Origin of the sequence: Prevotella micans F0438 (genome assembly GCF_000243035.1) — a bacterium.
Lineage (GTDB): Bacteria > Bacteroidota > Bacteroidia > Bacteroidales > Bacteroidaceae > Prevotella > Prevotella micans.
The window spans coordinates 1,060,859-1,087,209 of record NZ_JH594521.1 but is presented as its reverse complement, the minus strand read 5'-3'; the positions used below and the strand labels follow the sequence as shown (position 1 = coordinate 1,087,209).

General features: G+C 46.8%; 21 protein-coding genes and 1 pseudogene. 7 read left to right on the top strand and 15 right to left on the bottom strand.

What is annotated here, in order from left to right; translation table 11 throughout:
- From HMPREF9140_RS04490 to HMPREF9140_RS04480, 3 genes are all read right to left on the bottom strand, one after another.
- Positions 1–1,620, bottom strand: a complete 1,620-nt coding sequence (locus HMPREF9140_RS04490) for an ABC-F family ATP-binding cassette domain-containing protein (protein WP_018572243.1) — start codon at positions 1,618–1,620, stop codon at positions 1–3.
- Between the two features lie 105 nt (positions 1,621–1,725).
- On the bottom strand, positions 1,726–4,557 hold the full coding sequence (locus HMPREF9140_RS04485; protein WP_006952058.1) for a putative LPS assembly protein LptD: 2,832 nt from the start codon (positions 4,555–4,557) through the stop codon (positions 1,726–1,728).
- 308 nt (positions 4,558–4,865) lie between these two features.
- Positions 4,866–6,164: a DUF6383 domain-containing protein gene (locus tag HMPREF9140_RS04480; protein ID WP_006952055.1), complete on the bottom strand. Its 1,299-nt coding sequence runs from the start codon at positions 6,162–6,164 to the stop codon at positions 4,866–4,868.
- A 259-nt stretch (positions 6,165–6,423) separates the two neighbouring features.
- On the opposite strand from HMPREF9140_RS04480, the gene HMPREF9140_RS04475 reads away from it, so the two are divergent.
- Complete coding sequence (locus HMPREF9140_RS04475) at positions 6,424–6,732, top strand: hypothetical protein (protein WP_040556348.1); 309 nt, start codon at positions 6,424–6,426, stop codon at positions 6,730–6,732.
- A 694-nt stretch (positions 6,733–7,426) separates the two neighbouring features.
- Here HMPREF9140_RS04475 and HMPREF9140_RS10730 read toward each other — a convergent pair.
- From HMPREF9140_RS10730 to HMPREF9140_RS04455, 5 genes and pseudogenes are all read right to left on the bottom strand, one after another.
- Complete coding sequence (locus HMPREF9140_RS10730; RefSeq protein WP_238300892.1) at positions 7,427–7,894, bottom strand: nucleoside deaminase; 468 nt, start codon at positions 7,892–7,894, stop codon at positions 7,427–7,429.
- 15 nt (positions 7,895–7,909) lie between these two features.
- A pseudogene (locus HMPREF9140_RS10725) lies at positions 7,910–8,530 on the bottom strand (HD domain-containing protein); the annotation flags it as partial.
- Positions 8,531–8,538: 8 nt separating this feature from the next.
- Positions 8,539–9,426: a 1,4-dihydroxy-2-naphthoate octaprenyltransferase gene (gene menA, locus HMPREF9140_RS04465; protein WP_006952052.1), complete on the bottom strand. Its 888-nt coding sequence runs from the start codon at positions 9,424–9,426 to the stop codon at positions 8,539–8,541.
- A gap of 11 nt (positions 9,427–9,437) precedes the next feature.
- Positions 9,438–11,816, bottom strand: coding sequence for a putative porin (locus tag HMPREF9140_RS04460; protein ID WP_006952051.1), 2,379 nt, complete (start codon positions 11,814–11,816; stop codon positions 9,438–9,440).
- Positions 11,816–12,064 (bottom strand): hypothetical protein, encoded by a 249-nt coding sequence (locus HMPREF9140_RS04455; RefSeq protein ID WP_018572246.1) that lies wholly within the window; start codon positions 12,062–12,064, stop codon positions 11,816–11,818. Before HMPREF9140_RS04455 ends, HMPREF9140_RS04460 begins: the two co-directional genes overlap by 1 nt.
- Before the next feature lie 120 nt (positions 12,065–12,184).
- On the opposite strand from HMPREF9140_RS04455, the gene HMPREF9140_RS10460 reads away from it, so the two are divergent.
- Complete coding sequence (locus HMPREF9140_RS10460; RefSeq protein WP_155799216.1) at positions 12,185–12,799, top strand: hypothetical protein; 615 nt, start codon at positions 12,185–12,187, stop codon at positions 12,797–12,799.
- Positions 12,800–12,984: 185 nt separating this feature from the next.
- Here HMPREF9140_RS10460 and HMPREF9140_RS04445 read toward each other — a convergent pair whose 3' ends face one another.
- Together HMPREF9140_RS04445 and HMPREF9140_RS04440 are read right to left on the bottom strand one after the other, a co-directional pair.
- On the bottom strand, positions 12,985–14,037 hold the full coding sequence (locus HMPREF9140_RS04445) for a DHH family phosphoesterase (protein ID WP_006952043.1): 1,053 nt from the start codon (positions 14,035–14,037) through the stop codon (positions 12,985–12,987).
- Between the two features lie 75 nt (positions 14,038–14,112).
- On the bottom strand, positions 14,113–15,024 hold the full coding sequence (locus HMPREF9140_RS04440) for a sugar phosphate nucleotidyltransferase (protein WP_006952042.1): 912 nt from the start codon (positions 15,022–15,024) through the stop codon (positions 14,113–14,115).
- Positions 15,025–15,209: 185 nt separating this feature from the next.
- On the opposite strand from HMPREF9140_RS04440, the gene HMPREF9140_RS04435 reads away from it, so the two are divergent.
- Both HMPREF9140_RS04435 and HMPREF9140_RS04430 read left to right on the top strand, forming a co-directional pair.
- Positions 15,210–15,653, top strand: coding sequence for a hypothetical protein (locus tag HMPREF9140_RS04435; RefSeq protein ID WP_006952040.1), 444 nt, complete (start codon positions 15,210–15,212; stop codon positions 15,651–15,653).
- Complete coding sequence (locus HMPREF9140_RS04430; protein ID WP_006952039.1) at positions 15,653–16,903, top strand: type IX secretion system plug protein; 1,251 nt, start codon at positions 15,653–15,655, stop codon at positions 16,901–16,903. Before HMPREF9140_RS04435 ends, HMPREF9140_RS04430 begins: the two co-directional genes overlap by 1 nt.
- 158 nt (positions 16,904–17,061) lie before the next feature.
- On the opposite strand, the gene HMPREF9140_RS04425 is transcribed toward HMPREF9140_RS04430, so the two are convergent.
- From HMPREF9140_RS04425 to HMPREF9140_RS04405, 5 genes are read right to left on the bottom strand one after another with little or no spacing between them, the layout of a single operon-like run.
- The gene (locus tag HMPREF9140_RS04425; protein ID WP_006952038.1) at positions 17,062–17,577 is read right to left on the bottom strand and encodes a GNAT family N-acetyltransferase; all 516 of its coding nucleotides are present in this window, start codon (positions 17,575–17,577) and stop codon (positions 17,062–17,064) included.
- Between the two features lie 9 nt (positions 17,578–17,586).
- Positions 17,587–18,783: a glycosyltransferase family 2 protein gene (locus HMPREF9140_RS04420; RefSeq protein ID WP_006952037.1), complete on the bottom strand. Its 1,197-nt coding sequence runs from the start codon at positions 18,781–18,783 to the stop codon at positions 17,587–17,589.
- Positions 18,780–19,199, bottom strand: coding sequence for a hypothetical protein (locus HMPREF9140_RS04415; protein ID WP_006952036.1), 420 nt, complete (start codon positions 19,197–19,199; stop codon positions 18,780–18,782). Before HMPREF9140_RS04415 ends, HMPREF9140_RS04420 begins: the two co-directional genes overlap by 4 nt.
- A complete protein-coding gene (recR, locus tag HMPREF9140_RS04410; protein ID WP_006952035.1) occupies positions 19,196–19,807 on the bottom strand; it encodes a recombination mediator RecR in 612 nt (203 codons plus the stop codon). Before recR ends, HMPREF9140_RS04415 begins: the two co-directional genes overlap by 4 nt.
- A 24-nt stretch (positions 19,808–19,831) precedes the next feature.
- A complete protein-coding gene (locus HMPREF9140_RS04405; RefSeq protein ID WP_006952034.1) occupies positions 19,832–20,326 on the bottom strand; it encodes a hypothetical protein in 495 nt (164 codons plus the stop codon).
- Positions 20,327–20,528: 202 nt separating this feature from the next.
- On the opposite strand from HMPREF9140_RS04405, the gene HMPREF9140_RS04400 reads away from it, so the two are divergent.
- The 3 genes from HMPREF9140_RS04400 to HMPREF9140_RS04390 all read left to right on the top strand — a co-directional run bounded on the left by HMPREF9140_RS04400 (position 20,529) and on the right by HMPREF9140_RS04390 (position 26,330).
- Entirely contained in the window at positions 20,529–22,235 is a 1,707-nt protein-coding gene (locus HMPREF9140_RS04400) for a glycoside hydrolase family 10 protein (RefSeq protein WP_018572250.1), read from the top strand.
- 448 nt (positions 22,236–22,683) lie between these two features.
- Positions 22,684–24,411 (top strand): single-stranded-DNA-specific exonuclease RecJ, encoded by a 1,728-nt coding sequence (gene recJ / locus HMPREF9140_RS04395; RefSeq protein WP_006952032.1) that lies wholly within the window; start codon positions 22,684–22,686, stop codon positions 24,409–24,411.
- On the top strand, positions 24,408–26,330 hold the full coding sequence (locus HMPREF9140_RS04390; RefSeq protein ID WP_006952031.1) for a RecQ family ATP-dependent DNA helicase: 1,923 nt from the start codon (positions 24,408–24,410) through the stop codon (positions 26,328–26,330). Before recJ ends, HMPREF9140_RS04390 begins: the two co-directional genes overlap by 4 nt.
- Positions 26,331–26,351: the final 21 nt, after the last annotated feature.

The window sequence follows — 26,351 nt, the reverse complement described above, 5'->3', positions numbered from 1 at the left end:
TTAGCTGTACATTCGTTCGCGGTGCGCCTTTATTTGTTCATCATGAATATATTCGTCGTAGTTCATGAGCTTGTCTATAGTTCCGTTGGGAGTTAATTCGATTATACGGTTGGCTACGGTTTCGATGAATTCGTGGTCGTGCGAACTGAAGATTATGTTTCCCTTGAATGCCACGAGATTATTATTGAACGCCTGTATACTTTCGAGGTCGAGATGATTCGTGGGCGTATCGAGAATGAGGCAATTAGCATTTTGCAGTTGCATTCGGGCAATCATACAACGCATTTTTTCTCCTCCGGAAAGCACGTTTACTTTCTTTTCGACCTCTTCCTGTTTAAAAAGCATCCGTCCCAGGAAGCCTTTCATTGCGACCTCATTTCCGGGGCCATATTGCGAAAGCCAATCAACCAGATTGAGTTCGCTGTCGAAAAATGCAGTATTGTCGAGTGGCAAATAGGCTGTAGTGATGGTTATACCCCAGTTGTAGGTTCCTGCTTCGGCTGACCGATTTCCATTTATGATTTCGAATAGGGCTGTCATTGCCTTCGGATTACGGGAAAGAAATACAGTTTTTTGCCCTTTCTCGATGTTGAAATTCACCTTGTCAAACAGAACGGTTCCATCGGTATCGACTGCTTTAAGGTCTTGCACCTCAAGAATCTGATTACCAGGTTCGCGCTCCATGGAGAAGATTATTCCGGGATATTTGCGGCTCGATGGACGAATTTCTTCCACATTGAGCTTTTCGAGCATCTTCTTACGCGACGTTGTTTGCTTACTCTTGGCAACATTGGCCGAAAAACGACGAATGAACTCTTCGAGTTGTTTTTTCTTTTCCTCGGCTTTGAGTTTCTGGTTCTGTGCTTGACGGAGAGCAAGCTGCGAGCTTTCGTACCAGAACGAATAGTTTCCGGCAAATACCGTCACCTTTCCGAAGTCTATATCGATGGTTTGAGTGCTAACTGAATCAAGGAAGTGTCTGTCGTGCGAAACAACCAGCACAGTTTGATTCTCGTCGATTTCGCCCAAATAATCCTCGAGCCATTCCACAGTTTCGAGGTCTAGGTCGTTGGTGGGCTCATCGAGAAGCAGATTTTCCGGTTTTCCGAACAGAGCTTTTGCAAGCATCACGCGTACTTTCTCGCTGTTCGATAGTTCAGACATCTGCTTGCTGTGCATGGCTTCGCCTATTCCCAGATGCTGCAGCAGCTGAGCAGCATCGCTCTCGGCTTCCCATCCGTTCATCTCTGAGAAACGCAGTTCTAGTTCGGCGGCTTTATTACCGTCTTCTTCCGTCATTTCGGGCTTAGAGTAAAGAGCTTCGCGCTCTTTCATGTTTTTCCAAAGCGGTTCGTGCCCCATAAGCACGGTATCCATCACGGCAAACTCGTCGTATTTGAAATGGTCTTGCTCCAAGACGGAGAGGCGTTCGCCCGGGCCTAGTTCAACCGTTCCTTTATTCGGTTCGAGTTCTCCCGAGATTGCGCGTAGCAGAGTTGATTTCCCTGCTCCGTTTGCTCCGATGACTCCATATATGTTTCCTTGTGTGAATTTGATATTTACGTCCTTGTAAAGAACTCTCTTGCCGAATTGTATGGCAAGATTGGAAAGTGTTATCATTCTGTTTTTCTTTAATAATATATAAAAACTCGCTTGCAAAGGTAGCAGATTAGGCCAATAATGCAAAAGCGCGTCTTTGCACATAGGCTTTTATGGTTGGTGAGATTAATACCATTGCACTGCATTGGTGATGCCACTGTGTTTGTCGTATTTCAGGGCGTCAGTAAGGGTTGCGGCATTACAACGGAATGTGAAGTTGTAGGATGTGTAGGGGGCCAGAACCACTGATGCACTCATATTGAAGCAGTGGAGGTCGCGCGAGAGGCTGGCGGTAGTCATACTCAGGGCATGGTTTTCGAAGTCGTAGCCGGTTGAGAAGTTTATGTTCCAGCCGTCGCTTATTCTGATATTGCCGCTCACGTTAAGGGTTTGCGTGAATTTGTATGGGTAGCGCATTGTGGCAGTGTTGAACTTTCCGTAGGTGTTTTCACGCATGGTTATTCCGTAGCCAAAGGTTATAGACCATGGCATGGAGAAGTTCATGTAGCCGTCGTCGTCGGTTGCGGCAAGATTGTTTTTCTTGGCGGCATGTTTTCCTCGTTCCATGTCGTCGTCCATGTTTGATTCAATTTTGGTGTCGGGTCCGTCGTCGTAGTCGGTTTCCTTATTATCCCGGTCTTCTTTAGGGCCGAACCATTTCTTGAGTTTCTCGGGGTTGAGGGTGAACGAGAAGTTCTGCGACATACCTTGGAATCGGGGTAGCCTGCCAAATCCCCATTCGGTGTGATTACCTACGAAGGGTTTGCCGTTGGCATCGAGTTCGTAGGCGTAGGTTGCGAATTGGGCGTTGAGCGAGAATGTATAGTTTTTCCACCATTTGAGTCGTAGGCGCATGCTAAGGTCGCTCCATTTGTGGAAGTCGGTTGCGGCGTTATAGGACATGCTTGCGCCGAGCTCGTCAATGATACTTATTTTTCGGAAGCCGGTGGAGTCTTTGTCGCTCTTGATTTTCATTTCGATATTGTTGCTTATATCCCAGGTAACCATGCCTGTTTTACCACGTCCGGGCACGCTGTAGATTTCGTCTTGATAGGGGGAGTAGTCTATTAGTTTAACCTGTCCGTTGGCGTCGGTGTATTGGTAGCTGGAGTAGTAGCCGTAAAAAGGCGTACTGAAATCGGGTGAATAGGTGAAACTTACTTGCGGTGTGTAGACGTGGCGAATTACTTGGATTTTGTCGCCGAATATTTTTCTGTTCGGTGTCCAGAAACCATATCTCTTAGTACTGGCCGAGACGCTCATTCGCCAGTCGTAGATGTTGTGAAATCCGAAGGTTGTGTCGCGTACTTCGGTTTGTCGGGTGTTGTCCCACGAGCGCATTACTTTCCGGGTGTACATGCGGTCGTTGAGATTCATCGAGAGCGACATGTTTATATACTTGAAGAGTGTGAATGTGCCTTGGATTGGTATGCTGTGTTGCATGCCGTTCTTCCAATCTTTAAGGAGATTACTGTGTAGGATCCGATTTTCTTTTGTTGATATGGAGTTTGAGATTTGCCCGGTGTAACTCATTGAAATTTTCTCATACCAGCGTTCTTTTCCAACGGCTTTCTTGCGTTTGAAGGGATAGAATCGGCTCAGGTTTATGTTCAGGTCGGGAAGTGTGAGTTGTATGGTTGAGTCGCGTGTGTTTTGCGACAGATTCATTGTAGTGCTAAGTGAGAGGCCGATGCTCGAGAAGTTAGTACTCCAGCTCACCGACGATGTTCGAGTGGATTGTGTCATGAGCTGTGGGTTATACATACTGTTGAGATTATTTCGTTCGTAGCTTGATGTTGCGAAGTTCACGCTTGCCGAAAGCGACGAGAATGGGTTGGCTTTCGGATCTTGTCTGTGGCTCCATTGTATTTTGAAGCTTTCTTGTTCGGTGAAGTCGGGTAATCCTTTGTCGCCTGTCTTTGTATCTTGATAACTCACCAGGAGCGAACCAGAGTATTTGTAGCGTTTACGGTAGTTGCTGGCTGCACTCGCGCCCCATGAGCCGAGGGTATAGATTTCGCCGAGGAGTTTCAGGTCCCATTTGTCGTTTATGGCGAAATAGTAGCCGCCATCGCGAAGATAGAATCCCAGCGTACTTTCGTCGCCATAGCTTGGCATGATGAATCCGCTGGAATATTTCTTTGAGAATGGGAAGAAACCGTATGGTATAGCGAGTGGCAGCGGAACGTCGGCCACCACAAGATAGGCTGGTCCGAATACCACGTCTTTGTTTGGTCTTACTTTGGCTCTGGAGAGCGCTATGTAGAAGTCGGGATGCGGAGCGTCGCAGGTTGTATAGCGTCCGCGCTGTATGTATATAACTCCCGATGAGTCACGTTTGGCTCGTTCGCCGGTTAGGAATCCATCTTCTTGTTTGGTGTATACTCCACTGATGAGTCCTTTTTTCGATTTGAAGTTGAAGGCCATCGTGTCGCTTTTGTATTCGTCTTTTCCCATGGAGAAGAGTGGTCTCCCTTTTTGTCCGTCGTCGGCTGTCGAGTCGGGTGTTCCGATTGCGGTTACGGTATTCTTGGCCATATCGATACTCACTTTGTCGCTAGTGAGTTTCATGGCTTGATAGTCGACCTTCGAAGAGCCGTATAGATAGGCCATACCGCTTTCGGCGTCGTAGACCAGCGAGTCGTTGGCCGAATAGGTTACCGGCGATTCTATTCCATTCGATTTCATGCGTTGTAGACTGTCGGCTCGAATTGAATCGTCGACCGATTTATTGTGCATGTATATGGCTCGTGCGAGTGAGTCCATTCCGATGGTGTCTAGGGTAATTGATTGGGGAGCGGTTGTTGGTTTGATGTTCCGAATGAGAGAATCGACTGCCACTTCGATGCTGTCGTTAACCATTCGTCGGGGCGTCGTCCTTGAACTTGACACCTCGCGACTGGCTACAGCAAACATCACGGCTGAGAGTAGAAAGAATATGATTGTCTTATTTCTCATTTGGTTTGAAGAGTTGCAAAAGTAAATAATAAAGTCGAATAACTCCATGCTAGCCCTTAGGCAGCCTATGTATTAGGGATGTTTGGCGGGTAGCATTTCATCGGCCTGGCATCAATAACAATTATTACGTGAGTTCGGGAGGAATGTTGAATGGGGTTATGTACGTAATATTACCGGAATGCGACGTTCCGATAAACCTTTTTAGCCCCTGAAATAAAAAAATTGGGGCCGGTTCTCAATAAGAGAACCGGCCCTGTGTTTATGTTTACTCCACAAATAGGAGATGGATGATGATTGTTCAAAACAAACTAGCGTTGGGTAGCAACTTTGAGTGATTTTCCGTTAATGGAAATGATATAGACACCCTTTGAAGGCAATTCAAATGTGAAGTACGGAGAGGATATAAGGTGATTGACTACTTTCTTTCCATCGGTAGAATACACGGTCAGCATTTCGTTTATTGGGGCATTGTCGATGATGACTCTAAGATTGGATACCTTGACTTTGATGTCGTTGGTAGATACCTTGTCAACCTCGGTGAATATATTCACACCCAGTTTGTTCTTGGAATTTACTGCCACATTGCCGTTTGCCGAGATGATGGTTCCCTCGGGAATGACTATGTTGCAGCCTCTATTCGGAATTTTCACGCCGCCGAAATCGCAGAAAACAACCCATTTCCCGTTTTCTTCGGTTAGTGTTGGGGTAACTTCTTTAATCAGATTGTCGTCTGTGTCGAACAGTTGGATCTTCGGGTTGGGCGAAAGCATGATGGGTCGGTCGTAGAAGAAACGAACCTCTCCGAGCACGTCGGTGCTGTCGCGCTGGTCGTAGAGGCTGCACCATACATAGGTTATCGAGTCGGCCGGCTCGGTATATCCTCCGATGAAATCAACTCTTGCTTCTTCGTTGGTTATGTCTGTTCGGAATCTGGGGCTCAGGCTTCCTTCGGGCATCACGACAGAGTAGTGAACGTCTCTTTCGAAGTTAATTGGAGTTCCGAAGTCGACATACGCCTGTCCCAAGTTCCAATCCCAGCCCACATGAGCCTCGAAGGTTCTCACGGGAACTCCCTCACGATACAGTGTCATGGTTGGTTTTCCAATCGGTTCGGTCTCCGTTCTGTAGTAGAACCAAATCATCTGTTCAGAGTTTACATAGGAACCGTTCTTAACCGAACATTCGGCGCCTGTAATCTTTTCCGGAACTTTGAAATCGATTTTGAGATTTCCTGTTTTAACGGCTGGATTTTCTTTCAGATAAATTGCTCCCGATGGGATTTCCAATTTGTAGGATTTGCCTTTGGGAAGAGCAATATTGTCGAAGGTTATGATGGCGAAGCCTTCCGTACTATCTTTCGTATGATAGTCGTAGGATGTAATTGCACCGGTTGCCATTGTTTTGTCGCCGCACGTAATGATTGCTTTTGCGTCTTTGGCAACAGCAATGCTGCCAATGAATGCAATGCTAACCTCGTTTATAGGTTCGTACACGAGGCTGTTTTCAATGTTGCATCGGTTTGGGATGAGCGTTTCATCACCGTTGGCATAAGAGGGTGTTACGAACATTAATAGTCCGATAAAACCAAGGAATAAATGTTTTTTCATAATCAAGTTCCTTTCTTATAAATTAATTAATACTAGGGTTTGTGCCCTGCTTGTGGAGGTAAACTTTCAGGATGAATGATGGGGTTTCTTGCATATCGCGTGAATTGTTTATTGAGTTATGATTCGGAATGGAATAGTCGGTCGGAACCTTTGTTCACAAATTTAGGTAAAATGTTTTATATCACATAATTTCAGGAGATTATTCCCTTAAGTATGTTCAAGCTCTTGAGAATTAAAACGGTTCAAACCGGTCACCGGGTTGGCGTCCCTGAAACTCGGGGAGCAAAAACCTGCCACCGAGTTGGCGTCTTTGAAACTCGGGGAACAAAAAACGGTCACCGAGTTGGCGTCTTTGAAACTCGAGGAACAAAAAACGGTCACCGAGTTGGCGTCTTTGAAACTCGGGGAGCAAAAAACGGTCACCGAGTTGGCGTCTTTGAAACTCGGGGAGCAAAAAACGGTCACCGAGTTGGCGTCTTTGAAACTCGGGGAGCAAAAAACGGTCACCGAGTTGGCGTCCCTGAAACTCGGGGGGCGAAAATCGGTCACCGGGTTAGCTTTATTTTAACCCGATGGCATGATAGATATATGTGAATTCGGTTTAATAGAGTCTCCCACTCGGGCGCTAGCCCGCATGTAGGGACAGACCCCGTGTCTGTCCGCACCCGGACGATGGGGAAATATGTTATGCGGTCGGTAGACCGAGTTGGCGTGGAGGCGGACAGACACGGGGTCTGTCCCTACATGCGGGTCTTCCGCCCGAATTGGCATCCGTTGTTTGGCACTCTGTGACGGAAAAACAAAAATGATTTTCGACCGCTGGCACTCTGTGACGGAAAAACAAAAATGATTTTCGACCGCAGACACTCTGTGACGAAAAAACAAAAATGATTTTCGTCCGTAGACACTCTGTGACGGAAAAACAAAAATGATTTTCGACCGCAGACACTCTGTGATGAAAAAACAAAAAATATGCGAGCTCAGTTTGATAGAGGCTCCCACTCGGTCGGAACGACCGCATGTAGGGACAGACCCCGTGTCTGTCCGCATCCGGACGCTACAGGACTAAATATTGTTATGCGGTCGGTAAACCGAATTGATGTGGGGCTCGGACAGACACGGGGTCTGTCCCTACATATGCGGGCTAGCGCCCGAATAGGCATCCGTTGTTACACATTGGCTCATCGGAGGCTTAAGCTGGTTCTTAAACCGAACTCGGGTATAAGATATATAAGTGAGGACGGTTTATTAAAAAGGAGGGATTAGTATTCGGTCTTGTCGCTTTTCTTCTGCCACTGTTCAAAGGCTACGAGGGCGGCAGAACGCATGATGGTTTCGGATGGTTTACTGCGATATTGCGGTTGGAGGGCTAATTCTTTGTAGAGGAATTCGTCGTCGAACCCGATAGCAGCGGCGTCTTTGCGAGTGTTGGCATAGAGTATTTTGTCGAGCCGGGCCCAGTAGATTGCACCGAGGCACATTGGACATGGTTCGCATGAGGTGAAGATTACGCAACCCGACAGGTTGAACGTGCCCAGGTTTTGGCAGGCTTTACGGATGGCCGACACTTCGGCGTGGGCTGTGGGGTCGTTGCTTAGAGTTACACTGTTGCTTGCTTCGGCTATGATTTCGCCGTTGCGTGCGATGAGGGCGCCGAACGGTCCGCCACCATTAGCCACACTCTCAATTGAGAGTTCGATGGCGCGCTGCATTAGTTGTTCGTTGTTCATCAGGTGGGATGTTTCTTGCAGATAGATTCTGTCGAAGATGCTTTTGAGGGTTTCTTCATTGTCAATTGAGAAGCGAATATTTTCGAGTTTTCGGGCGTTGGGCGAATTGGGAATCCAGAGACTTATGTAGCCGTTTCGACCATATTTTTCGTGGATGTGTCGTTTGAACTGTTGCCATAATTTGTCGACCGGAGCATTTGGCGAGTTCTCAATGGCGAACTGTATGGCTCTGGTGAATACTATTTCGGGCTCCAGGTCACGGTCGGCCTCCGCAATAATTTTTCCGTATATGCTTCTCGGTGTTCGCGAACTGCTGGCCCGATGGTCTTCAACGGCTTCGCGCATGATGCGAATCTGTTCGGCCGAGAACCATTTGCGCAATCGGGCGTCGTTTTGGAGAATTTTTCCTCCGGTGAGATGATGAATTGCACGCGGACCTTCCATTCCGAGGTCGTGATAGGCTGCCACGATATAAACCATGTTGCGGTTGGCGCCGGTTATCTGTGCCAGTTCGAGTGAGTTGTTGATGACGCGCTGAACGTGTATCAGTCCGTGGGCTTTGTCGAATGTGGCATAGCGTGGCAGAATTTGCTGCTCTACGAAAGCTACTAGGTCGAGGTTTGCGTTTTGTATCATGAGAGTTTTTATGTGAGGATTATGATTGCCGAGACGATTATGCCGTAGATAAACATGTTACGGGCGGTTATGCCGAGGATTCGGTTGAGTTGTTTTCCGTGATTCGTGGCACACATTTGCCTGTAGGTAGCGATGTGTAGAGTTGCGTAGACCACGAGTGCCGTGGCTTTGATATCTGCAATTATTATGGCTTGAATTATACTGGCCACTAGGCCGAGCCACAGGTAAAGCTGTTCGGCCAGTCGACTGCCGATTCGTACAACCAGAGTTTTCTTTCCGTCGCGTCGGTCGTTGTCACGGTCGCGATAGTTATTCACAACGAGCAGAGTGTCGATAACTATTCCGCAAGCAATCGAGGATAATAATATTTCCATCGAAAGGATACGCGAGCTTACATAGGCCGTGAGACAAACGGGAACGATACCGAAGAATATGAGCACGAGCACATCGCCCAGTCCGAGATAGGAAAGTTTTGTGGTGTAGAGGAAGCAGAACAGTAGGCACAATGCGCCTACAGGAATCATTTCCCATCCGCCGAAAAGGATGAGCGGCAAGCCGAGTAGGGCCGAAACAATACTTGTGATGATTATGCCCAGGCGCATGGCTCGTACGGTTATCCATCCTTCGCTACAGGCTCGGCGTGGACCGATTCGGGTGGTTGTGTCGTCGTTGCCTTTGAGGAAATCGAAATAATCGTTTACCAGATTCGCGTCGATTTGCATCATGAAAGCAAATAGCATACAAAGCAATGCGGGCAGAGCACGAAACTCGTGCCATCCGCTAGTTTTCAAGGCATAGCTGGCACCAATCATCACAGGCACGGCGGCTCCGGTGAGGGTTTTCGGGCGGGCTGCAAGAATCCATGCCCTAGGCGAGTTTGTCTTGACATTTGTCATTCGATGGCAGATTAGTTAAAGAAATTCCAGCTTAGACCGACGCGGAATATCCGACCGTTTAGAGGATAGTGGGGCGTAAAGAAATATTCGCCGCCGCTGTAGTTGTTAACATGCGACATCATGATGAAGAAACGTGTGTGTTGAAGCAGGAAGTTTGCGTAGACGTTCACAACTGGGTAGTTGCCAATCTTGGTGCGACTGGCGGCGGTTTCTTGAATTCCGAAAGCTCCGATGCCGGGAATATATTCCGGAGCGTAGTATTCGGTGAAATATCGCAGGTCGGCACCGAGATCGCAATGCAGCACCTTGGCTATCTTGAACCGCAGGTAAAGGTTGGTGTAAGCATTGAACAATGGGACTGGCAGAACATCTTTCTTACTGGATTTCTGTAGTGTGAGTACGTTTTCCCAGTTTAGCGGACCGATGCTGAAGTTTTGTTGCAGTTGCAGTGTGAGCAGGCTTATGGCCGACGATTCCTGTCGAACATTCGTTTGAAGATTCTCGATGAGAAAATTGTCGCCGTTTGCACGTCGGTTGTTTTGTAGGCCGAAGTAGGTGTAGTTTTTCAGCAGGTCGTATCCCACGCGCACTTTCGTTCCTATCTTTTTCAGTGCAAATTCGCCCATGACGCGCGAATGTATCATTTGCTCCAGATTATTGTCCCACCAGAAGTGTCGCGAGCGGAAGGTATTCATATAAAAGGATGCGGCCGAGCGATGTAAAAAGGCTGTGGCTGCTAGTCTTACGGTATCGCCCAGTAATGAGAAGTTGAGGTCGGCGTGCCCGTCGATATGCAATTGTCCGGCTCGGTCGCCGGCTAGCCATGCTTCGGCGGCGATGTCGTAGTGCAGAGCTTTTCCTTCGGATTTCAGTAGCTGTCCGCCTATTGAAATGTCGTGTTTGTTCCAGCTTTCGTAACCGTTGAATTTAACTGACGGCGAACCTATAGGTACGTCGGTTGTGGGTAGTTCGTAGTGACGCAGCTCATGCGATGCAAATATTTTCACTCCGGCCTTTGCCCATTTATTAAATCCCTCGAGCAGGGCTACGGCAACCGTATTTTTGAGCGACCAATGGCGGGTGCGGTCATAAATGGAGTCGCCGGAAAAGGTGTTCGATGCGTAATAATTGTTCGCATAGAAATTGGCAGGTGACTGATATGCCTGGTACAGTCTTCGGAAATTGTCGAATCGCGCCGTATGAATAAAGCTGGTTACGGGTACATATTCGTCTTTCATCCACTGCGAGGCGGTATCTTTTTTTGTTGTTGGAATCTTGGCCAACTCGGCCATCTGTGCTGAATCCTGTAGGCTAACTGTGAGTCGGTCGTCGTTTGCTTTGGGCTTTGCTACCGGTGCATCGCCTGCAATACGGGCGTCGTCGGGCCTTCCACTCGAAGTGTTTTGCCGTTCGAATTCTTCTTCGTCGAATTCTTCGCCGTTTTTTTCGGCTTCTTTGCGTGCTTTTTCTTTAGCTTTTTGTTTTGCTTGGGCTTGCTGTGATTTGATGGCAAATTTCCGGGCTTCGATTTCTTCTTTAGTCATTGGAACTTTACGGAAGAATCCCAAGCTGTAGCGATGATTGTAGAATATGTGCTGATTATCGTTGCGATTCCAGTTTTGTTTCAATATGGTTGGAATTTCGTCCTCGCTATACGAGTCGCTGAACGATTCGGGATGAGTTATATAGGCATCGCTTGCAATTCCACCGTTTTCGGCTACTTTTTGATGATTAAGCGAGAGTAACAAATTGGATTGATAACGCTCGCCCTGATAGGCTGCCCACATGGAGTAATTGATGTGTGAGGTGCTTTGATTGGCATAGTATCCGCGTCCGTAGAGATAGTCTAATTGAAAACCTGCGCCCAGTTTGCGTCCGGCGTTTACGGCAAAGAGTACATTAAAATGGTCTTCGCCGTTGGTACGGTTGCCGGCTGTGTTGTAGGATGCTACCGTGATTGGCGACAGGGTTGAGGTGAACAGTACTTCGCTAGGGCGTTTTACGATGAAGTTGTATGGGTCGGTGAAAAGAAATTCCGATACGCTCGACCGGTCTATGAATATCCTGTTTTGCCGCGGTGCACCCAGATTACCCAGGGCGTTGAATTCGCTCCGCAGTCCGGTGGTGAAGATGCTGTTCATGTACATGTACGACATTGTGTCGGGTACGGCGGAGTGTTTATCGCCGAATCTCTCGTCGATTGTCCACACTCTAAGTCCTCGCGGAATTATTTTGTGATTATTCTGAATGGAATCCGAGCGGCCGAAATTTCGGTCGTTTCTATATCCGTCGGCTGCGAACGAATCGTCGTTACGATTATTCACATCTTGTGCTTTGACTACTGATGCAGCTATCAACAAAAGAATAAATGAGAAAAGTGTTCGATTCATCAACGGATAATTCGGAGTGCGGCTTCGGCGAGTTTGAAAACTATAGCGACAAGAATGATAATGGTGCCGACGGTTCTTGTTTCGGGACTTAGATATATAATTACTCCGACAATGGCTCCGAGCATAAAAATTGCGTTGAGCCATTGTCTAAGTTTCAGGAAACGGTCGTTTTTCATCGGTTCACGTCGTCTGTTTGGTCGTCGTGCCGTTGAGTTTTGTAGTTCTTCGTTCATTGTTTTGCGTTTCATTTTGTGATGGCCGAAATTCGGTTATATACCTAATTGTCTGCCTTTTTAGGTGAGCAAAGGTAAGATAATCTAAGATGAATTTAATCTGCGTTATAGCTCTTTATAGATATCGAATTCTACGTGAGAAGATTATTACGACATTCAGATTCCAAACTGTTTGGTTTCTTGCTTGCAACATTGTTGCAAGGCCCAAACTGTTTGGTTTCTTGTTTGCAATGGTGTTGCAAGGCCCAAACTGTTTGGTTTCTTGTTTGCAATGGTGTTGCAAGGCCCAAACTTTTTGGTTTCTTGTTTGCAATGGTGTTGCAAGGCCCAAACTGTTTGGTTTCTTGCTTGCAACATTGTTGCAAGGGGCAAACTTTTTGGTTTCTCGTTTGCAACGTTGTTGCAAGGCCCAAACTTTTTGGTTTCTTGTTTGCAACGTTGTTGCAGGGGCCAAACTTTTTGGTTTCTCGTTTGCAACGTTGTTGCAAGGCCCAAACTTTTTGGTTTCTTGTTTGCAACAGTGTTGTAAGGCTCAAACCTTTTAGTTTCTCGCTTGCAATGGTGTTGCAAGGCCCAAACCAAACGGTTTCATCGTTGCGGGAGTTCCGCGAGAGTCAAACCAAACGGTTTCATCGTTGCGGAAGTTCCGCGAGCATCAAACCAAATGGTTTCATCGTTGCGGAAGTTCCGCGAGCATCAAACCAAATAGTTTTATCGTTGCGGGAGTTCCGCGGGCATCAAACCAAATAGTTTTATCGTTGCGGAAGTTCCGCGAGCATCAAACCAAATAGTTTTATCGTTGCGGAAGTTCCGCGAGCATCAAACCAAATAGTTTTATCGTTGCGGGAGTTCCGCGAGCATCAAACCAAACGGTTTCTTTCTGCAGAGGCTTTAAGCGGGTTAATTTGAATTATGTTTTGGGAGTCGGCGCGAGATTATCTAGCCGACTTTTGCTGCAATTCGTTTTTATAGGCCAGGAGGGCGCGGAGGGTTATTTGTTCGGCTTCTTCGATGGTGCAAAACAGTTTGCCGCCCGATGCATCGGCATGCCCGCCGCCGTTGAAAAAGCGTGTGGCCATGGGTTGGCAGTGGAATCCGTTGCTCGAACGAAGACTAACCAGGATTAGGTTCGGTCGTTCGGTATCTTCGCGCAACGATATGCTGAGTTTCAGGCCGCGAATTTTTTGCGGAATGTTCACCAAACCTTCCATGTCGCCCTTGATGAAATGAAATTTTCGCATTTCGTCTTTGGTAACGGTGAAATAGGCGGCGTGGAGTTCTTCGATTACGTTGAGCTTGTTTAGTATTATGTGGGCCCGGAGTTTGATGGCGTTGGCCGAGAAGTTGTGATAGACGAGGTTGTAGATTTCATCTTTATTGATGCCTTTTTCGAGGAGTTTTGAGATTATGAAATAGATTTCGGGCCGGGTGGAATTGTAGGTGAATCCGCCCGTGTCGGTCATCATTCCGCAGTAGATGCAGGCGGCGCAATCGCAACTCATGCTGTCGTAGGCGCCCAGCTGCCAAATGAGGTCGAATATTATTTCGCTGGTGCTCGACATTTCGGGGTGCGAAATGGTGAGTGCGCAATTGGTGTCGGGGTCGAGATGGTGGTCGATAAGTATGCGTGGGGCTTGCGAAAGTTCGAGTGCCGCTTGCATATCGTCGAGCCGGGATGATTGGTTGAAGTCGAGACAGAACACGAGGTCGGCCTTATGGAACACTTCTTTAACCTTGTCAGGCCCCCTGTCGTAGCGTAGAATTTGCCGGTGATTGGGCAGCCAATGCAAGAAGTCGGGCGTTTGGTCGGGCAAACAAATCTGGACTTCGGTTTTCCCCGTATTTTCAAGATAATTTTTCCAGGCCAGCGCAGAGCCAACTGCGTCGCCATCGGGCGATTTATGCGCGCAAATCACTATGTGCTGTGCCTGTGATATGGTGTTTTTCAAAATATCTAGTTGCTGCGGGTTTAGTAGCGATATGTTCATCTTGTGTTTTGAGATTGAAAAGTGAAATAAGGCAGGCCGGTTTATTTTTCTTGTACCGGCCTGCGTTTTGGAGGGTTAGAAGAGTTTTGAGGGATAGGTTCCGTCGTCGACGAGGGCTTTGATTCTCTCGACCACTCCTTGGCGGTCGGCCGAATAAGTAACGCCGAACCATTTACTTGTGGTGTCGAGCACGTCGACTGTAGCAGTGCCGTCGGTAACAAGCTTGTTGACCATTGTAGGAATATAAAACTCCGATTTCAGATTACTGATGTTCTTCGGGTCGGAGAGGAATTGTTTGAAATACTCCTCACTGTGGTCGAAATATTCGGGCGTGAATCCCCATACATTCATTGAAACGGGCGTGTCGTCGGGTACAGGCACCCATAGGCCTTCTTCGTCTTTGAACATCACTTGTCCGTTGCGCCGTTCAATATCTTGACGCTCTACAACCGAAGTGAGATGTCCCTGCCCATTCTTGGTGCAGATACCGCGTGTAACGGTTCCGTTTTCGCTTAGCGTGTTGCTTATTCTGAAACCCACCATGGCATATTTGTTTTTTGAATCCTTGGGTAGGTTGGTGAGAAATCTGGAAATCACTTCAAAGCTGTCGCGGTTGTAGAAATCATCGCAGTTAATTGCACAGAAGGGTTCGTTTATAACATCTTTTGCCATGAGCACGGCATGGTTCGTGCCCCAAGGCTTTTCGCGCCCTTCGGGCAGAGCGAATCCTTCGGGCAGCGAGTTAACGCTTTGAAACACCAGTTCGGTGGGAATATGGTTCTCATATTTCGTTAGAATTTGCCGGCGAAACTGTTCTTCGAAATCTTTCCTGATGACGAACACAATCTTTCCGAATCCGGCACGAATAGCGTCGAAGATAGAATAATCCATAATGGTTTCACCGTTCGGGCCGAGACCGTCGAGCTGCTTTAAACCACCGTAGCGGCTACCCATTCCTGCAGCGAGGAGCAATAATGTTGGTTTCATAATTCTTATTGATTTTTGATGTTGTTATCACTGGATTTATGCCATGCAAAGGTAATCAGGCATCGATAATTATCTATAAGCATCGCTCTCTTAAAACTCATAATTGCCGACGTTTGATGACCGCCGATGTTTTCTCGTGGAAAAGATTACCTTTGCGCGGACACAAAAAACAAACACACAATCGAATGAAACAGGCAGAACAAACACAATTGCAAATCGAACGTTTCGTGCGTAAAATAATTCAGAAGTTTCCGCAAACCGATGACCTCTGCACAATGACCGACATTCACATCAGAGCCTCGCAGGAAAGCGGAGACCTCATGGCGTTCGACGACGATGATGAGGAAATAACCCGATGTGTCGTAGATGAGTGGATTGAAAATAAGTCGGATAATTTTAACAACGAGGCCTCCGTCCAACTGCAGACCATCTTGCATAAACTTAGCGGCGAAATCGAAAACATGGGAATAATGAAGCCTTTTAGCTTCGTGCTTGAAGACGACGAAAAAGAAAATGTGGCAGAACTCTTTCTCGTCGACGACGATATAATGATTGTGGGAAACGAACTGATGAGCAGCCTCGAAGATGATCTCAATACCTTCCTCGAAGACCTGCTTAAAAAAGAATAATGAAAAAACATCTTAACCTTATATTGTATATACTCTCGATACTCACTCCCGTGAGCATCGAGGCACAACGCCATGAAATAATCTCACAGCGAATCAAAACTCTACAAGTAGTGGCCGATGGCGACTGGCTTCAACTTCCGGTGACTGAACTCGGACGAGGCGAAATAACGATAGATTTCGACGATCTAACACACGAATACAACCGCTACACCTACACCCTCCAGCATTGTGAAGCCGACTGGCAACCATCTGTCGCTCTCTTCGAAGCCGATTTCGTGGATGGATTCGCAAGCGGAAATACTATCGACAACTTCCAGCAGTCCGAATTCACCAACACTCTCTACACCCACTATCGAATCACAATTCCCAACGAACGCTGTAAGCCTCGAATATCTGGCAATTATATTCTCACCGTTCTCGATGACAACGATGAACCCGTGCTCAAAGCCTGTTTCATGCTCACTGAACCCAAGGACAGAATGATGCACCTAGGTCTCGCGGCCACTTCTAATACCGACGCAACCGTGAACCGTGCTCATCAGCAAGTCGAAATGACACTGGCCTACGGCTCATATCGTGTCACCGACCCAGCAAAACAAATCAAAACCGTTCTGTTGCAAAACAAGAGATGGAGCGATGCTCGAATCAATATCAAACCGCAATTCTCAACCGTTGACGGAATGCGCTGGAGTCATTGCAAAGACCATATCTTTCTGGCCGGAAACGAATATCGCAAATTTGAAATTCTATCCACAAAAGTGGCTTCCATGGGAATCGAACGTGTCGCATGGGATGGCCAGAACTATAATGCTTTTCCATTCATAGCCACCGAACAACCTAATTATCTCTCCGAACGCGATGCCGATGGAGCTTTCTGTATCCGTAACTCTGACAATTGGAATAATAACACGGCAAGCGACTATCTCATAGTGAATTTTCGATTTGACAGCCCTCAACCTTTAAAAGAAGAAATTTATTTGAATGCCGATTGGACATATGACCGCCTCATGCCTGAATATCGACTCTCCTACGATGCAGAAGCTCGGCAATATAAAACTGCCATCCTCCTGAAAATGGGTTACTACAACTACCGATTCATCCAACTTGACTCCCGAAATAATGCACGCCCACTTGAAACAGACGGCAGTTTCTGGCAAACCGAAAATACCTATCAAGCCTTTGTTTACTATCGTTCTTCTGCCGCCCGTACTGACCAACTTGTGGCCTATACCACTATAAAAACACCCTAGATCTGAATATCTTCCAGATATATATTGTCTCTTTCTACGTCAGACGTGAAAAAAATACACATCAACTTTCTACCCTAGTTGAATACGTACAGTTCCTAAGTTTTATGTGTGTAAGATGTAATGTTGCGTTTAGGCTTTTGATTTGTATTCTTCGTTGATTATAGGAAATATTGCATGAAGAGTGCATCACGATATATTTCGCCATCGAAAAGCCATTGGGGAAGGAGAGCTGTGGTGCGAAATCCGGCTGATTGAAAGCAGCGCACAGAAGGGAGGTTGAGAGAATCAACGCAAGCATATATTTGGTTCAAACCAATGTTGGTATGCGAGTAGTCGAGTAATTTTTTTATGGCTGCATGGGCGTATCCGTTATGGCGATAGGCTGGTTTAATGATTATTCCAATTTGAGCACGATGATGACGGGGGTCAAAGTCGGTTAGGTCGATGAGACCGATAGTTTGCGAGTGGTTATGCTCAATGATGAGGCGTAGTTGACGGTCGGTGTATATGTCGTTAGTTGAGTTGGCAATGTAGTTCCGGAGTACGAATCGGCTGTAAGGTACGTTGGTTGTGCCGGCATTCCATGTATCGGAGTCGTTTTCGATTTCATAGAGCTCGTCGAGGTCTTCTGGCTCCATTGCTCGTAGGGTTATGCTTAGATCGGCAGTTTGCATGAGAAGAGATTAGTTCATGGTTTCGTTTATGGTTATGATTCGTTTTGTTTGTCGGTTGTATATTCCCATTGTTAGGTTATCAATTGGATTTCGGGCGAATATGTCAAGTATTTGTTGGTTGGTATAGGCATCGTTATCGTAAACCACGCATTGCGGTTGACTAGTATCTATTTGGTCGGCAAAGTCTTGGTGACCGTTAGGCATAGAGCGATTGTTGCCTTTGATGAAATGTGCGGTGAGTCCGTGATTTCGAGCGATGATACGACAGTGGTCAATGGTGCTTTGTTCGCCTATGAAGTGGTAGGTTGTTGCAGTGTGTCTGGATGGGCGGAAAAATCCGAGTGAAATCATTACTCGTCTATTGAGCATTTGGAATAGTGAGACGATAGCCTTGAAGTAAATGGCGGTTTTGATAGGGATGGTGAAGAGGAAGTTTTTGCGGGAATAGTGTTTCTTGAGGAAGGTTAGCATTGCACCGTAGAATACATGCACGTAGCGGAAACTTGATTTCTGGGTGCTTTCGCCTTTGTAGTGCAGGATTCGTTGTGGGATATACCAGTTTGTGTAGCCTCCTTTGAGTAGTCGGCAACTGAGGTCGATATCTTCAGCATACATGAAGAAGCTTTCGTCGAGGAGTCCGATTTTGTCGAGCGCGGTGCGGCGTAGCATACAGTAGGCTCCACTTATGATTTCTATTTGTGCGGGTTCATTCCAGGGGAGGTTACTCATGTAGTAGTGCCCGAACTTTGGGTGTTTGGGAAATCGGCGGCACAGACCGGTCATTTTGTAAAATGCAACCATGGGTGATGGTAATCCGCGTCGACTTTCTAGAGCTTTTGTTCCGTCGGCGTTTAGCATTTGCACTCCTAATCCGCCGGCATCGGGATGACGGTTCATGAATTCTATAGATTCGCGAATGGTATTTTCGGCCACGAGCGTATCGGGGTTGAGCAAGAGTACATAGTCACTTTCAGTTTGGCGGATAGCAAGATTGTTAGCCTTTGCGAATCCTATGTTGTGAAGCGACGAAATGAAGTGAACACCAGGGAATAGTGGTTCGAGATATTCGATGGAACCGTCGGTTGAGTTATTATCGACGACATATACTTGTGCATCTACGCATTCGAGCGCTGGAACAAGACTGTGAAGGCATTGCTCGAGATAGTATTTTACGTTGTAGTTTACGATGATAACCGTTAGTGTCATTGTAATTCTTTTTTGCAACGTGTTTCGGAGGGATAGACAAGGAAGAGACAAATGCCCAGAATTAGGAACATATAAAAATGGCCCGTTGAGAATCCCGTGGAATAGTAGAGCCATATATTTGTCACCATAGGTACACATAGCATTTGTATGCGCAGTGTCCCCCAGATGGAGAGTGCTTTAGGAGATGTGAGATTTCTCCTGATAGGGGCGATTTTAAAAAGATAGAGGGCGATGGGGCACGCCGCGAGAGTGACAAATTGCATTATGAATTGCACGATGGTAAGTTTGGCTGACTCGTCGTTGCTGAAGAGCGTACCCGGCAGGATGAGTTGAGTTTCGTAGAGAATGATTATTACTATCGAGAGCAGGGCGGCTACAAAGAGTTGGATTTGCAGTATTCGTTGTGTTTTTTTCATATGGTTTCGAGCGGGGTTCTGTTGATAATGCTTCGTCCAAGAGTCACTTCATCAGTGTATTCGAGTTCGTCGCCCACTGATATTCCGCGTGCAATTACGCTTAAGCGAACATTTGAATCCTTGAGCTTGCGGGAGATATAGAAGTTTGTTGTATCACCTTCCATAGTACTGGCCAGAGCGAGAATAACTTCGCTGATTCCATCGCAGGCCACTCTTTTAATGAGCGAATCTATTTCGATATCATTGGGCCCAATTCCGTTCATGGGCGAGATTATTCCTCCGAGTACGTGATATAGACCGGCATATTGTTGGGTGTTTTCAATGGCCATGACATCCTGGATGTTTTCAACGACACAGATAGTTGTTGTGTCGCGTTTCGGATTGGAGCATATCGGGCAGATTTCTGTGTCTGAGATATTGTGACATGTTTTACAGTGTTTGATTTCGTGTTTTGCTCTTGAAAGGGCTTCGGCGAACGAGTCGACTTGTTCGGGTGTGTTGCGAAGCAGGTGCAGAACCAGTCGGAGAGCTGTTTTCCGACCGATTCCAGGTAGTCCTGCAAATTCGTTTACAGCTTTTTCGAGTAATTGCGAAGGGAGTTGCTGCATGTCTCTAGGGTAGGGAGAAGGAGATTAATCATCGAAGAGATATATGCCTAGTCCGAGCTTCAATCCGACAGTTGAATAGTTACTGCCTTTGAAGGAATGGTCGTAGTAGAGTGATGGCTCGATGGTAACGGAGCGATTGATGAAGAACGCGTAGCCTATTTCGATTCCGGGCATGAGATCGTTGTAGTTGTGATTCGCGTGTATGAACTTTCCATTGAGCCCGAGGTAGAGTCCGTTCTGCATTATGTAGTAGCGTGCTCCGCCTCCTACTGCGATATGGTCGGCAACAGCTTCAGAGCCGTTGTGTTCAGCACTTAATGTTCCGAGAAGCATGAAGTTGTCGAGGGCAAAATATCCAGCTTTGAGTTCTAGACCGATATTGAGTCCATCTGCTGCATTGTAGTGTAGGTCGAGGCCGGTTAACGACGCTCCGAGATAGCCTTTTCCTTCTTGAAACTGTGCGTTTGCTCCTAGGGTGATCATGAGTGCTGTTACGAGTAGAATGATTTTTTTATTCATTGTTGATTTTTGTTTTGTTGCTCCTTCCGCCGGATGAGATTAGGTAGGAAGAAACGGAAATAATAATTGTATACTCTTTATAAGAATGTATGTAACACGGAGGCAAAGGTATCGGTTAAAATCGGATTATAAAAATATTGCATACCTTTGCGAACCCTTGTTTCAGGCACTTTTAGAGCCTTTTTCAATCTTTTTTCATCACATGAACAAGTCGTTAATTTTATCACTTACATGCTGTTTAGCATCCACTTTTTGCGAGGCTCAACAGAACAAGAATCCACAGCAAAATTTCAATTTGCAGAGTGCACCGAAACGCGAGGTACGGGCTGTTTGGATTACAACTCTCTCGAATATGGATTGGCCGAAAACTTATGCCAATTCGCCAGAAGGAATTCAGCGCCAGAAGGCTGAACTAATTGGTATTCTAGACCAACTATCGGCTGCAAACATAAATACGGTATTACTCCAGACTCGGGTGCGGGCGGCAACGATATATCCATCTGACATTGAGCCGTGGGATAGATGTATAACTGGACGTGAAGGACAGGCGCCGGCCGACGACTACGATCCCCTCCGGTTTGCAATCGACGAGTGCCACAAACGCGGAATGGAACTGCACGCGTGGATTGCAACCATCCCCGTTGGCGCCTGGAATTCGCTAGGCTGCCGCAGTTTGGTTGCAAAAGGATTCCGAATTCGCCGATATTCCACTGGCGCCTACATGGATCCGGGAGAAGAGCAGATGGCCGAATACATTGCCTCCATTTGTGCCGAGATTGTGCGCAAATACGATGTCGACGGAATAAACCTCGATTATATTCGATACCCCGACGGATGGCCCCAGCCGAACTACAAAAACAACGATACGCCGGCCAAGCGACGCGCCGACATAACACGAATCGTTACCGCAATCCATCGCGAGGTGAAAGCTCTTAAACCGTGGGTGAAGATGTCGTGTTCGCCGATCGGAAAATATTCTGACCTGAGCCGCTACTCATCAAGAGGGTATAACGCTCGCGACCGAGTTTTCCAGGAGGCGCAGCAGTGGCTCAAGGACGGATTAATGGACCAGCTCTACCCGATGCAGTATTTCAGGGGCGATAACTACTATCCTTTCTGCGCCGACTGGATGGAAAACTCGGACAACAAAGATGTCGCAACCGGACTTGGAACTTATTTTCTCGACCCGCGCGAGGGAAATTGGACTGCCGAAGAGCTTCAGCGACAGATGTACGTCAGTCGGCAGCTCGGAATGGGGCACGCTCACTTCCGAGGAAAATTCCTGCTCGACAACCGACAAGGAATCTACGATTTCGAAAGGATTTTCAACACCTCGCAGGCCATTCTTCCGGCTATGACCTGGGTGAAGAACATTCCCCAACCATCGGTTCCCCGTCCGGCTGCACGCTCTCTGATAAGCATCGACGAAATCGGTCGGACAAGTTTAAGTTGGCAGAGCAATGCGCCATATTTTAACATCTATATGAGTTCCACTTCGCCCGTCGACATATCCGACGCCCGAAACCTTGTTATGGCTCGCTTCACCGGCACATCGTTCATCCTCGCGCCGAGTACTGCCGAGCGTCATTTCGCAGTCACGGCAATGGATGTTTACGGTAATGAGAGTGCGCCGCTCCAGAGTTCGGAGCCTGCTAAAATCAAGAATCGTTTCATGCCCAACAACGGTAAACTGCTCATTATTCCGAACCGTTTGCAGCCTATGGACATAGATTATTATATTGTTGAAACAACCGTTGGCCGGTTTGTTAGGCGCATACGTACACCCAAGCATAAGCCTAACGAGCTCAACGTTTCTTCACTAAAGAATGGCGCCTATGTTTTGCGTGCCCACTCATCCAAACGCGATGTTAGTCATCGCCTCAGCTTTTTCATCATTAAACGCCGTTAGTTTCCTCGTGTTCGAGGTTAAGTGGAGCAAAATACGGGTCGTAGTCTGCTCTGCGACGTCAGGAAACGCCCGAATTCTATCCGAATCTACATTGATTCGGCCGTTAGGCCGCATATAGGGACAGATACGGGGACTGTCCCTACATGTGGCCGTTCCACCCGAGTTGGTACGGGGCGAGTCGCGACAAACGAAATTCAATTCTTCAAGGCGGTTGGACAAGTCAAATACGGTTGTATTTTCGTTCTCCTGGTGAAAGGACAAGCCGAACCCCTTGGGGTTTCTATTCTCCTGATAAAAGGACGGCCAAATACGGTCGTATTTTGTTCCGCGCTATTAAAAACCGCCGACAACAACATCGTCGCCGGCCGCTGCATGGCCCGGTAAGCCGACGGTAGAAATGTATTAGGCCTTTTCTTCTTACCTTTACGGGCAGAAAAAAGAAATCAAAATGCAATCTAAATGGAATTATCTCCGACAGACTAACGAACAGGAAATCGAAGCCAAAGAGCTCGGAGAAAAAATAAATATCAGCACGATTCTTGCAACATTGCTCATCCGAAGAGGAATAAAAACGGAGAGCGCAGCCAAAAGATTCTTCCGTCCACAACTGTCTGACCTCATCAACCCTTTCCTTATGAAAGATATGGATGCCGCTGTTGACAGACTCAACGACGCGATGGGACGAAAAGAACGTATTATGGTGTATGGCGACTACGACGTGGACGGATGTACGGCCGTTGCATTGGTGTATAAATTCTTGAGACAGTTCTACTCGAATATAGATTATTATATACCCGACCGATATGACGAAGGATACGGATTGAGCAAGAAAAGTATAGACTTCGCCCGAGAAACCGACGTGAAACTCATCATAATACTCGATTGTGGCATAAAAGCTACCGAAGAAATAGTCTATGCAAAAAAATATGGAATCGACTTCATTATTTGCGACCATCATATGCCCGACGAAATCCTACCGCCAGCCGTGGCAATATTGAATCCTAAACGAGAAGACGATTCATTCCCATTCAAAGAACTTTGTGGATGTTGTGTGGGATTTAAATTCATGCAGGCATTCGCAAAAAACAATAGTATTCCATTCACGCGACTTATTCCACTGCTCGATTTCTGCGCGGTGAGTATCGCAGCCGACCTTGTGCCGGTTGTCAACGAGAATCGAATACTCGCTTTCCACGGATTGAAGCAGCTGAATCAAAACCCCAATATCGGACTTAAAGCCATAATCGACGTGTGCGGACTCAACAACCGAGAACTTTCGATGACAGACATAATGTTCAAGATTGGCCCACGAATAAATGCCAGCGGACGGATGGAAAGTGGGCGTGAAAGCGTCGATTTACTTGTGGAACGCGACCTGAACGAGGCACTTAAGAAAGCAAAACACATAGACCAATACAACGACAAACGAAAAGACGTAGACAGACAAATGACCGACGAAGCTAACCAAATAGTAGCACGTTTGGAAAGCCAGAAACACCAGTCGAGCATCGTGCTCTACGACGAAAATTGGAATAAAGGCGTTATTGGTATTGTGGCTTCGAGGCTAACAGAAATTTATTATCGGCCCACCGTTGTACTCACCCGCGACGAAGACTTCGCAACCGGCTCGGCGCGCAGCGTAGCCGACTTCGATCTCTATGAAGCAATAAAAAGTTGCAGCGACCTGATGATGAACTTTGGAGGACACACCTATGCAGCCGGTCTCACTATGAAATGGGAGAACGTTAAAGAGTTCCGCCGCAGATTTCAGGAATATGTTGACAAGCACATCCGCCCCGAGCAGATGGAACATGTTCTTGACATTGATTCCATTATTGACTTCAAGGATATCACCAAGAAATTCCACAACGATTTGGCTCGATTCGCACCGTTTGGCCCGGAAAATCCAAAGCCGTTTTTTTGCACGAAGAACGTGTTCGACTTCGGAACAAGTAAAGTTGTCGGGCGCGAACAGGAACACATAAAACTCGAGCTGGTTGATTCGAAATCAAACAGCGTTATGAACGGAATAGCCTTCGGACAAAGCGCATCCGTACGCTACATCAAATCAAAACGCTCGTTCGACATCGCATATACTGTGGAAGACAACGTATTCAAACGAGGTACAATACAATTGCAGATAGAAGACATCCGGCCTTCTGAAAGCGAATCATGAAATACGAGGAAATACTTAGAAAATACTGGGGCTATACCCACTTCCGCGGAATCCAGAAAGAGTTAATCGAAAGCATCGGCGCCGGGAAAGACACAATGGGACTTATGCCCACAGGCGGTGGCAAATCGATAGCCTTCCAAGTTCCGGCATTAGCCATGGAAGGAGTTTGCTTGGTTGTAACTCCACTCATTTCGCTCATGAAAGACCAGGTTGACCGCCTGCAGAACCAACATATCAGAGCTGCCGCAATATATTCTGGCATGTTGCACAGCGAAATGATAACAATTCTCGAAAACTGCGTCTTCGGAGCAATCAAACTCCTTTACGTATCACCAGAACGACTCGGCTCCGAACTCTTCCAAGCAAAACTGAAACACATGAACGTGAGCTTCATCACCGTCGACGAAGCCCATTGTATCAGCCAATGGGGCTATGACTTTCGCCCGGCTTATCTCCAAATAGCAAATATTCGTAAGCTCGTTCCGCAAGTACCTATTCTAGCGCTCACCGCCACGGCCACGCCGATGGTTATAGACGACATTCAGAATCAGTTGCATTTCCGTGTAAAAAACGTCTTCAAAATGAGTTTTGAACGGAAAAACGTAGCCTACGTTGTACGAAAAACCGATAATAAAATTTCCGAACTGCTCCATATTCTCCAGTCGGTTCCTGGTACAGCCATTGTTTATTGTCGAAGCCGAGACCGAACTAAACAGATTGCACAGAACATTGAAAGATTTGGAATTAGTGCGACATGGTTTCATGCTGGACTAGAGCGTGCCGAAAAAGAACAAAGGCAAAACGATTGGCAAGGCAATAAAATCAGAGTCATTGTCGCCACAAACGCTTTTGGAATGGGAATTGATAAACCTGACGTGAGACTTGTTGTGCATGCCGATTTTCCCAGTTCGCTCGAAGCTTATTTCCAAGAAGCCGGTAGGGTAGGGCGCGACGGAAAGAAAGGCTATGCAGTGTTGCTATATTCACCCGGAGCCGACGAACGTCAGCTGAAAAAACGCGGTACCGATACCTTTCCACCAAAAGATTATATCCGCACTGTCTACAATCATCTAGCCTATTTCTATCAAATCGGTGTGGGCAGTGGTTACGGTGCAAGGATGGAGTTCCCGATAGATAAATTCTGTGGTATATTCAAGCATTTCCCTATTCAGGTGAACTCTGCTCTGCACATTCTTCATCGCGCCGGCTATATATTTTACGAGGAGGACCCTGACACCCGAGCTCGCGTGCATTTCCTTCTCGAGCGCGACGAACTCTACAGGCTCGACGCTCTATCCGAAAAAGAAAATGAAGTCATTACCTCGCTACTCAGAAACTATGGCGGTCTTTTTTCTGAGTTTAGATATATCGACGAAAGTTTATTGGCTCACGAAGCCTGTATCGACCGTAACGAGGCCTATATGATTCTAAAAGGTCTGGCTAAGAAACGCATCATCGACTTTATCCCGCGAAAAAATATTCCCCTCATAACCTATACCCGTGATCGTGAGGAAACCTCCCGAATTGTATTCACAAAAGAGGTCTACGAGCAAATCAAAGAACAATATGAAAACCAAATATCGGCTATCATGGAATATGCCGAGAAGGATTATATCTGTCGGAGCCGGCAGCTGTTGCGATATTTCGGCGAAATAAAATCGAACGATTGTTGTATATGCGATGTGTGCCTCTCCAGCGAAAGACAACCGGAGGCAAAACTGGTGAAAATGAAAGAACTCATTCTCGGTATGCTTTCCGATGGCAAGAAACATCTCGTAACCGAGCTATTGCAATTCCGTTCTAAAACACCCGAACTTGAGAAAGAAGTAATTTCGCCAGTATTGCAATCTATGCTAGCCGAAGAAGAAATAATAATGGACGGAAACTACATCTATATATCTCGTATGAGAGATGAATAATTTTCTTAACCATCTACGTTC

Coding starts and splice junctions, on each gene's coding strand:
- HMPREF9140_RS04490 (WP_018572243.1), bottom strand. CDS start 1,620: ATGATAACACTTTCCAATCTTGCCATACAATTCGGCAAGAGAGTTCTT.
- HMPREF9140_RS04485 (WP_006952058.1), bottom strand. CDS start 4,557: ATGAGAAATAAGACAATCATATTCTTTCTACTCTCAGCCGTGATGTTT.
- HMPREF9140_RS04480 (WP_006952055.1), bottom strand. CDS start 6,164: ATGAAAAAACATTTATTCCTTGGTTTTATCGGACTATTAATGTTCGTA.
- HMPREF9140_RS10730 (WP_238300892.1), bottom strand. CDS start 7,894: ATGAACAACGAACAACTAATGCAGCGCGCCATCGAACTCTCAATTGAG.
- menA (WP_006952052.1), bottom strand. CDS start 9,426: ATGACAAATGTCAAGACAAACTCGCCTAGGGCATGGATTCTTGCAGCC.
- HMPREF9140_RS04460 (WP_006952051.1), bottom strand. CDS start 11,816: ATGAATCGAACACTTTTCTCATTTATTCTTTTGTTGATAGCTGCATCA.
- HMPREF9140_RS04455 (WP_018572246.1), bottom strand. CDS start 12,064: ATGAAACGCAAAACAATGAACGAAGAACTACAAAACTCAACGGCACGA.
- HMPREF9140_RS04445 (WP_006952043.1), bottom strand. CDS start 14,037: ATGAACATATCGCTACTAAACCCGCAGCAACTAGATATTTTGAAAAAC.
- HMPREF9140_RS04440 (WP_006952042.1), bottom strand. CDS start 15,024: ATGAAACCAACATTATTGCTCCTCGCTGCAGGAATGGGTAGCCGCTAC.
- HMPREF9140_RS04435 (WP_006952040.1), top strand. CDS start 15,210: ATGAAACAGGCAGAACAAACACAATTGCAAATCGAACGTTTCGTGCGT.
- HMPREF9140_RS04430 (WP_006952039.1), top strand. CDS start 15,653: ATGAAAAAACATCTTAACCTTATATTGTATATACTCTCGATACTCACT.
- HMPREF9140_RS04425 (WP_006952038.1), bottom strand. CDS start 17,577: ATGCAAACTGCCGATCTAAGCATAACCCTACGAGCAATGGAGCCAGAA.
- HMPREF9140_RS04420 (WP_006952037.1), bottom strand. CDS start 18,783: ATGACACTAACGGTTATCATCGTAAACTACAACGTAAAATACTATCTC.
- HMPREF9140_RS04415 (WP_006952036.1), bottom strand. CDS start 19,199: ATGAAAAAAACACAACGAATACTGCAAATCCAACTCTTTGTAGCCGCC.
- recR (WP_006952035.1), bottom strand. CDS start 19,807: ATGCAGCAACTCCCTTCGCAATTACTCGAAAAAGCTGTAAACGAATTT.
- HMPREF9140_RS04405 (WP_006952034.1), bottom strand. CDS start 20,326: ATGAATAAAAAAATCATTCTACTCGTAACAGCACTCATGATCACCCTA.
- HMPREF9140_RS04400 (WP_018572250.1), top strand. CDS start 20,529: ATGAACAAGTCGTTAATTTTATCACTTACATGCTGTTTAGCATCCACT.
- recJ (WP_006952032.1), top strand. CDS start 22,684: ATGCAATCTAAATGGAATTATCTCCGACAGACTAACGAACAGGAAATC.
- HMPREF9140_RS04390 (WP_006952031.1), top strand. CDS start 24,408: ATGAAATACGAGGAAATACTTAGAAAATACTGGGGCTATACCCACTTC.